Source organism: Muribacter muris, from assembly GCF_001038205.1.
Taxonomy (GTDB): Bacteria; Pseudomonadota; Gammaproteobacteria; order Enterobacterales; family Pasteurellaceae; genus Muribacter; species Muribacter muris.
The window spans coordinates 20,546-27,538 of the sequence record NZ_JWIZ01000013.1 but is presented as its reverse complement, the minus strand read 5'-3'; the positions used below and the strand labels follow the sequence as shown (position 1 = coordinate 27,538).

Below are 6,993 nucleotides of genomic sequence, written 5' to 3'. Positions count from 1 at the left end.
GTTTGTTTTGCTTGTACTGACTTAAACGACTTCTTCTCATAGGGATTATTCTAACCTGAAATTAGATTTCCCTAGTTATCTAGTACAGCCCCAAAAATAATGGCGGAGCTTTAATAATTAAAAATCCGCCAATTTGTTGATTTAAGAAATCTACTAGAAACGTGATATATGCGAGGAAGTTCTCTTCCTATACAAGTTTCTCACTACGTCAATTCAACTTCTGCTTTTATTTAAATAATCCCCTGCTCCTCTAATTTAGCGAGGAAATAGGGCATTTGTACCCGCCACCAAGGCCAGTCGTGATCGACATCATTACCCCAGAAATCAAACCACGCGTCAATGCCTTTGGCTTGGAAAGCGTCTTGTAGGCGGGCGGTGTCAGCAATATGCTGTTCCTCCCACGCCCCTTGTCCGACGGCGACAATATAGTGATTGCGGCGGTAACGTTCTAAGTACCAGTTATCCTGTTGATTCCAAAGGTAATCTATTGGCGAGTTGTAGTAAACTGCGTGGTCGCCGTGGAAATCGTGGGTGAAGAAACGGGCATCGTACACCCCGCTCAAGGCGATTGCCGTATCGAATAAATCGGGATGGCGGAGCGCAAAATTGATAGTGTGAAATGCGCCCATACTGCAACCGGTGGCGATCATTGTGCCTTGCCAGTCAGACTCGTAGCGGATAAGCGGTACGAGTTCATTGATGATATAACGATCATAGGCGTTGTGAGCCTGCGCCATATCGTGTGGGGATTTATACACTGATAACCAAGATTCACTGTCGTAGGAGTCCGGTGTGTAGAATTTAATCAAGCCACGTTCGATAAAATCCCGACAGGCTTCAATCATTCCAAAGCTGCCATACTCGTTTTGATTTCCACCCGATGAGGGGAATACAACCACCGGCTTACCTGCGTGGCCGTACACATTAAACGCCATTTCACGCCCTAATTCGCCACTCCAATGGCTACGCTGTTCAAAATGCATTATTCCCCCTGTTTTTGTTGTGCACATTGTACGATTTCGTGCATTTGTTCTAAGGTTTCAGTACGGGCAAGAATGCCCTCTTCGCCCATAATTTTGGCAAACACGCCCGGCACACGCTGAACACTGATGATATTCCCGCTGAATTTTTCACATACCGCCTGCACGGAATTGGCATACTGTTTGTTTGCTTTGCGGGAAATATAGACCACATTCCAAGGGTGTGTAATCTCAGCATGGAATTGGTTATCTCTGACGATATGGGCGTACTCGTTGAACACATCAAAATCATTCGCATAGTTCCACATATCAATGGTTAAGCCACCCGGTGGACGGCAGTTAATTTCAAGGGGCATCAACTCGCCGGTTTTCTTCACTCGGAAATACTCAAAATGGAAGAAACGCTCACGCACCTTGAACGCATCAACGCATTTTTGACCGAGTTTAATCAGATCCGCTTTGATCTCTCTTGGTACGAAATAGTACATATCGTTGTCGTTTTCGACCGTATCCAGCACCACTTCGGAATACTCTAGGCTGGAATAGAAGACAATTTTGCCGTCCTTATCGGTTAAGCCGTCAAAGGTAACAATATCCCCTTCGATAAACTCTTCCATAATATACTCGACCTGCGGATTTTGGTAGCCGAAGAATTCTTCGAGTGCTTGTGCCGAGCGGATTTTGTAAGTATCGCTTGCACCCACGCCGGAATTAGGCTTGATAATGACCGGAAATTTCAGTTTTTTCGCTAATTTGCGTGCATCTTCATCGTCTTTAAACACCCGCCCTTGCGCTACTTTCAAACCAGCTTGGCGGAAAATGTCTTTCATTTGGGATTTGGTTTTGATCGCCAGCATATCCTCGTTTTTGTAACCGACAACATTGAAATCGGTACGCAACTTGGCATCCAGCTCCAGCCAATATTCATTATGGGATTCAATCCGATCGATCCGCCCGTACTTATGGGCAAAATAGCCCACCGCACGATAGACCTGATCGTAATCTTCCATATTATCGACCCGATAATATTCGGTCAGCGCATTGCGTAGCCCCTCACTTAATTGCTCGTACGGGGTATCGGCAATGCCGAGGGTGTTGAAACCGTTTTCCCGCAATCGAACGGCAAACGTCTCGAAATTAGCAGGGAAATGTGGTGAAATCATCACAAAGTTTGTTGGTTTGGACATTGTACTTCCTCTTTATTATTATAAAATCATCGTTTTTGCATTATACAGAATTTCATCTTTTATGCTATTGTGTCAAAACATTAACCATAAACTCACAACAAGCGGTCTGTTCTACCCCCAAATTTGCAAAAAGTAGAGCAAATCCAACCGCTTACTTAAAGAGGACAACAATGCCGTTTACCCTTGCTCACCCCGTTGCCGTATTGTGCTTTCCCCGCAATCGCTATTTTCATTTTCCGGCTTTAGTTTTAGGTGCGATGTCGCCGGATTTTATCTATTTTCTGTACGGTCAGCCTGTTAATTGCGGGCATAAGATCTTCGGCAGTGAATGGCAGAATTTATCACTCAGCCTGCTGTTTTACGGCGTTTATCGTTTTTTACTCGCCAAGCCGTTAAAGCAATATCTGCCGAAATGGCTTGCTTCTGCCGTGCCGCAGCCGGAAGCGAAAAACCCGCTCATTTGGTTGCTGATTTTCACTTATTCCGCGTGGTTGGGAATGCTCAGCCATATCGGCTTGGATCATTTCACCCATCACACTGGTTATTTTGTGCAACAGTTTCCGATTCTGCAACAGGTGTACGCTCTGCCGATTTATAAATGGCTACAATACGGTGGCGGTGTTCTAGGCTTAACGGCAATCGTGATTTATCAATGGCGAATGGCGACGAAATACCCTTATTTATCAACGAAAAACAGTAAACAAAAGGCAGGATTTTGGCTATTCAATCTGGCTTTAACGCTGGCAAGCTATGGTATTTGGCACAACTTACAACCGTTGGCGTGGGCGAAATATGCTAATCAAATCATTCGGTTAATTGATTGTGCCGTCATCGCTTTGATACTGCAAAGCCTATTATGGGCAGGTTTGAACGCTTTGCAAAAAAGACGGCGTAAACGACCGCTTGCACGCTAGTCGGTCAAATACTGTTTCAGAGCAATCAATGCATTACGGGCATCACTCACGCCCAATTCATACATTGCTTGGATTTTTTGTGGATCTTTTTCGAGCCGTCTAATCGGGAGTGTTTGGGAAGGGCGAATCACAAATAGTTCACCCGCTTGATTGAGGCGGATAATCTCCTCAACTTGTTGATTATAATGGCGATAGCGATTTGCCATTGTCGCCAATAACTGCGGATATTGGCGGTAAACCATACGGCTTAACCAAGTATGAGACGGCTTTTTCCGGTAATCGAGCGGGCGGGTCAGCACCACAATCAATTTATCATAACCCAACGCTTGTGCTTTGGCGAAAGGAATACCGTCCGCAAGGCTTCCATCAAGGTATTTTTTACCTTGATATTCAATGATTTGCGACAGATAAGGCAGTGCGGAAGTCGCCCGTAATGCTTCCATTTGTGCAAACACATCTTCAATTTTAATATATTCCGCCCGCCCCGTTTCCACGTTAGTCAGGGTAGCATAAAAATCAATAGCGGACTGTTGAAAGGCTTGATTATCAAAGGGATCGAGTGAAAACGGCACTTGATAAAAGGCGAAGTCCTTATTCACGATATTGCCGGTTCTAAGCCAACTTTGCAGGCTGATATAACGTTTATCCCCTAAAAAGCGTTGATTATAGCGTAACGCCCGCCCGGCCTGCCCCGCTGGGAAATTAACCCCGAACAATGCCCCTGCCGAGACGCTGACAATGCCGTCCACCGAAATCCCTTCGGCTAAAAATACATCTAATACGCCAGCGGTAAACATTCCCCGCATTGCACCGCCTTCCAATACCAATCCGATTTTCATTTTATCCGTTAAATTGCCCGATTTGGCATCATTCTAGCAGATAGCAATCGGCAGTTTGCAAATTATTGCGTACAACGCACCGCTTGTGCGGTGAGTTCTGCGATCTTTTGCCAGTTTTGGCTTTCAATCAACGCCTTATCTACAAACCAAGAACCGCCACACGCAACCACGTTTTGAATTGCCAAATAATCCCTTAGATTATCAAGCCCGATGCCGCCGGTCGGCATAATATTCAGTTGCGGATAAGGGGCGAGCAACGCCTTAATCATTTTAACGCCTCCTGAGGCTTCCGCCGGAAAGAATTTAACGGTTTGGATACCGTGAGCCAACGCCATTTCAACGGCGGTAGGATTATTCACGCCCGGAATAATCGGTATATGCAAAGACTTGCACAATTCGACAATCTTCGGATTAAAACCGGGACTGACGATCACATCTGCGCCGGCTTGTTGAGCTTGCACAACCTGCTCACAAGTCAGCACCGTGCCGGCGGCAATCAAGACATCAGGCTGATCTTGGCGTAATAGGCGGATTGCCTGCTCAGCCGCCGCCGATCGAAAGGTAATTTCCGCCACCGGTAAGCCGTTATCCGTCAAGGTACGGCAAAGCGGTAAAATCGCTTCGGCTTGCTCAAGGGCGATAACGGGGATAAGTTTAAGTTGGCGTAGCATATCCGTCATTTGCTCTATTGTATAACGCATTTTTTCTCTCCTTAATTACATTGTGAAACAAGATGTGCCGTTGCATCACGCGCAACAATGGCACCTTGATGCTGAATAACAACACCGGCGACTTGGTTACCTTGTCGGCAGCACTGTTCTATCGGTTTATGCTGTAAATAACCGGCGATAAACCCTGCATTAAACGCATCGCCGGCAGCCGTGGTATCGATGACATTTGCGACCGGTTTTGCCGAAATATGCATAGGCAAATCATTCAGCGGAAAATAATCCGCCCCATTTTTACCGGATTTCACAATTAAATGCGGCAGTTGGAAATGCTGTAAACGTGCCACAATCTGTACGAGATCATCATCTTGCCATAAGGCTTTTTCATCTTCTTCCGTTACTAACGCAATGTGAATATCCGGCAGCAGAGCTTGATAACAGGCTTGTGCGACTTCCCGACTTTCCCATAGTACCGGGCGGTAATTGCTGTCAAAAATGATTTTGACGTTTTGACCGGCGAGAGCTTTAAGCTGTGCTAACAAGGTTAGCCGATCCTGTGGCGGCAAAATTGCCAAACTAATCCCGCTCAAGTAGATAAAATCCACAGTCTTTAAATGCGCCAGTACCTGCGGATAATCAGGGTGTTGCAATAAATAGCGAGCAGCCGAGTGATGCCGCCAGTTTAAAAAGGTTCGCTCGCCGTGTTCATCTAACTGAATAACATAAAGCCCTGCTAGGCGATTGGGATCTGTGAGTACATATCGGGTATCAATCCCGTCCGCTTGCCAAAAAGCGCACATTTTCCGGCTGAAAGGATCGTTACCTATCGCCGTGATGTAGGTAATTTCAACCTCAGATGCTTTGGATAAACGTGCCAAATAGGTTGCGGTGTTGAGCGTATCTCCGCCATAGGATTGGTGCATTAACCCAAAGGGTTCACCGTTTAACTCAAGCATACATTCGCCGATAATCGCTATTTTTGTCGCCATTTTATTTAAAATACCCCTTAGCATTATAAAAACAGATATTTTTTACCATCTCACTTAATAGCGGCAGATCATTGGGGGCTTCCCCGTTTTCTACCCATTTGCCGATCATTTCACATAAAATACGGCGGAAATATTCGTGGCGGGTAAAGGAGAGAAAACTGCGGGAGTCGGTCAGCATACCGACAAACTGGCTTAGTAACCCCAACTGCGATAACTGCTGTAACTGGCGTTCCATACCGTCTTTTTGATCGTTAAACCACCAGCCCGAACCAAATTGTATTTTACCGGCGATACCGCCACCTTGGAAATTACCGATCATACTGGCAAGCATTTCGTTATCTCTCGGATTTAAGCAGTATAAAATCGTTTTCGGTAGCCGATCGCTTTGATCCATCTGATCAAGCAATGCGGCAAGTGCTTCGGCATAACAACTATCACCGATTGAATCAAACCCGCTATCCGCGCCAAGCAAGCGGTACATTCGGGTATTATTATTGCGAATTGCCCCGATGTGATACTGCATTACCCAATTTAAACGATGATATTGTTGTCCTAACCACACCAAGATTGCCGTTGAAAATTGTGCGATTTCCGTTTCGGTTAAAATATGACCCGCTAACCGAGCTTGCAAAATCCGGTCGAGCTCTTTCTCTGGCGGAATCGGTGCATAACGAACCTTTTCAATACCGTGATCCGCAGCCTTGCAACCGTGTCGATCAAAATAGGCTAATCGGTTCAGTAGCGCTTCTTGTAAATTTGCAAAATTCTGAATGGAACAGCCCGCTTGTTCGGCTAATTGTTGCAGATAATCAACAAAATCCTCCCGTTCAATTTTAAAGACGCGATCGGGACGGAAAGTCGGGGTAACTTCAATCCCAAACGTACCATCTGCCGCAATCTGTTGATGGTAAATCAAGTCATCAATCGGATCATCCGTTGTACCGACCATTACTACATTCATCTGCGTTAAAATATCCCGAGCGGAAAACTCGGGCGTTGCCAAACGGGTGTTACAGTAATGCCACACCTCATCGGCAGTTTGGGGATTAAATAATTGATTTTCCAAGCCAAACGGACGTTTTAGCTCTAAATGTACCCAATGGTACAACGGATTACCTATACACAGCGGTACAGTTTTCGCCCAGTGTAAATATTTCTCGTAAGCCGGCGCATCGCCCGTAATAAAATACTCATCAACACCGGCAGTACGCAATGCCCGCCATTTATAGTGATCCCCCTCCAGCCAAATCTCCGCTAAATTGTTAAACTGACGGTTTTCGGCAATATCCTTCGGGCTGAGGTGGCAGTGGTAGTCAAAAATCGGCTGATGCTTGGCATAATCGTGATACAGTATTTGTGCAGTGTTGGTCGATAATAAAAAATCGTCATCCATAAAGGCTTTCATTCTTTCCTCCC

The 6,993-nt window shown here is 45.7% G+C and carries 7 protein-coding genes; 1 reads left to right on the top strand and 6 read right to left on the bottom strand.

The features are described from left to right. Window positions 1-230: 230 nt before the first annotated feature. Both RO21_RS02620 and RO21_RS02615 read right to left on the bottom strand, forming a co-directional pair. Window positions 231-983 (bottom strand): esterase family protein, encoded by a 753-nt coding sequence (locus RO21_RS02620; protein WP_047976247.1) that lies wholly within the window; start codon window positions 981-983, stop codon window positions 231-233. Then, window positions 983-2,167, bottom strand: a complete 1,185-nt coding sequence (locus RO21_RS02615; protein ID WP_047976246.1) for an ATP-grasp domain-containing protein — start codon at window positions 2,165-2,167, stop codon at window positions 983-985. Before RO21_RS02615 ends, RO21_RS02620 begins: the two co-directional genes overlap by 1 nt. Before the next feature lie 170 nt (window positions 2,168-2,337). Here RO21_RS02615 and RO21_RS02610 point away from each other — a divergent pair, with 170 nt between their 5' ends. Continuing rightward, complete coding sequence (locus tag RO21_RS02610) at window positions 2,338-3,081, top strand: DUF4184 family protein (protein ID WP_047976245.1); 744 nt, start codon at window positions 2,338-2,340, stop codon at window positions 3,079-3,081. Here RO21_RS02610 and RO21_RS02605 read toward each other — a convergent pair. The 4 genes from RO21_RS02605 to uxaC form a co-directional block, all read right to left on the bottom strand. Continuing rightward, window positions 3,078-3,920, bottom strand: a complete 843-nt coding sequence (locus tag RO21_RS02605; protein ID WP_047976244.1) for a patatin-like phospholipase family protein — start codon at window positions 3,918-3,920, stop codon at window positions 3,078-3,080. The genes RO21_RS02610 and RO21_RS02605 overlap by 4 nt on opposite strands. 62 nt (window positions 3,921-3,982) lie before the next feature. Further along, entirely contained in the window at window positions 3,983-4,621 is a 639-nt protein-coding gene (locus RO21_RS02600) for a bifunctional 4-hydroxy-2-oxoglutarate aldolase/2-dehydro-3-deoxy-phosphogluconate aldolase (RefSeq protein WP_047976243.1), read from the bottom strand. 11 nt (window positions 4,622-4,632) lie between these two features. Next, window positions 4,633-5,577: a sugar kinase gene (locus RO21_RS02595; protein WP_084724234.1), complete on the bottom strand. Its 945-nt coding sequence runs from the start codon at window positions 5,575-5,577 to the stop codon at window positions 4,633-4,635. Between the two features lies 1 nt (window position 5,578). Further along, window positions 5,579-6,982 carry a glucuronate isomerase gene (gene uxaC / locus RO21_RS02590; RefSeq protein WP_047976242.1) on the bottom strand — a complete coding sequence of 468 codons (1,404 nt, stop codon included), beginning with the start codon at window positions 6,980-6,982 and terminating at the stop codon, window positions 5,579-5,581. Between the last annotated feature and the right edge of the window lie 11 nt (window positions 6,983-6,993).

Excerpts from the sequence above, each read along its gene's own strand:
- RO21_RS02620 (WP_047976247.1), bottom strand. The coding sequence starts at position 983 with ATGCATTTTGAACAGCGTAGCCATTGGAGTGGCGAATTAGGGCGTGAA.
- RO21_RS02615 (WP_047976246.1), bottom strand. The coding sequence starts at position 2,167 with ATGTCCAAACCAACAAACTTTGTGATGATTTCACCACATTTCCCTGCT.
- RO21_RS02610 (WP_047976245.1), top strand. The coding sequence starts at position 2,338 with ATGCCGTTTACCCTTGCTCACCCCGTTGCCGTATTGTGCTTTCCCCGC.
- RO21_RS02605 (WP_047976244.1), bottom strand. The coding sequence starts at position 3,920 with ATGAAAATCGGATTGGTATTGGAAGGCGGTGCAATGCGGGGAATGTTT.
- RO21_RS02600 (WP_047976243.1), bottom strand. The coding sequence starts at position 4,621 with ATGCGTTATACAATAGAGCAAATGACGGATATGCTACGCCAACTTAAA.
- RO21_RS02595 (WP_084724234.1), bottom strand. The coding sequence starts at position 5,577 with ATGGCGACAAAAATAGCGATTATCGGCGAATGTATGCTTGAGTTAAAC.
- uxaC (WP_047976242.1), bottom strand. The coding sequence starts at position 6,982 with ATGAAAGCCTTTATGGATGACGATTTTTTATTATCGACCAACACTGCA.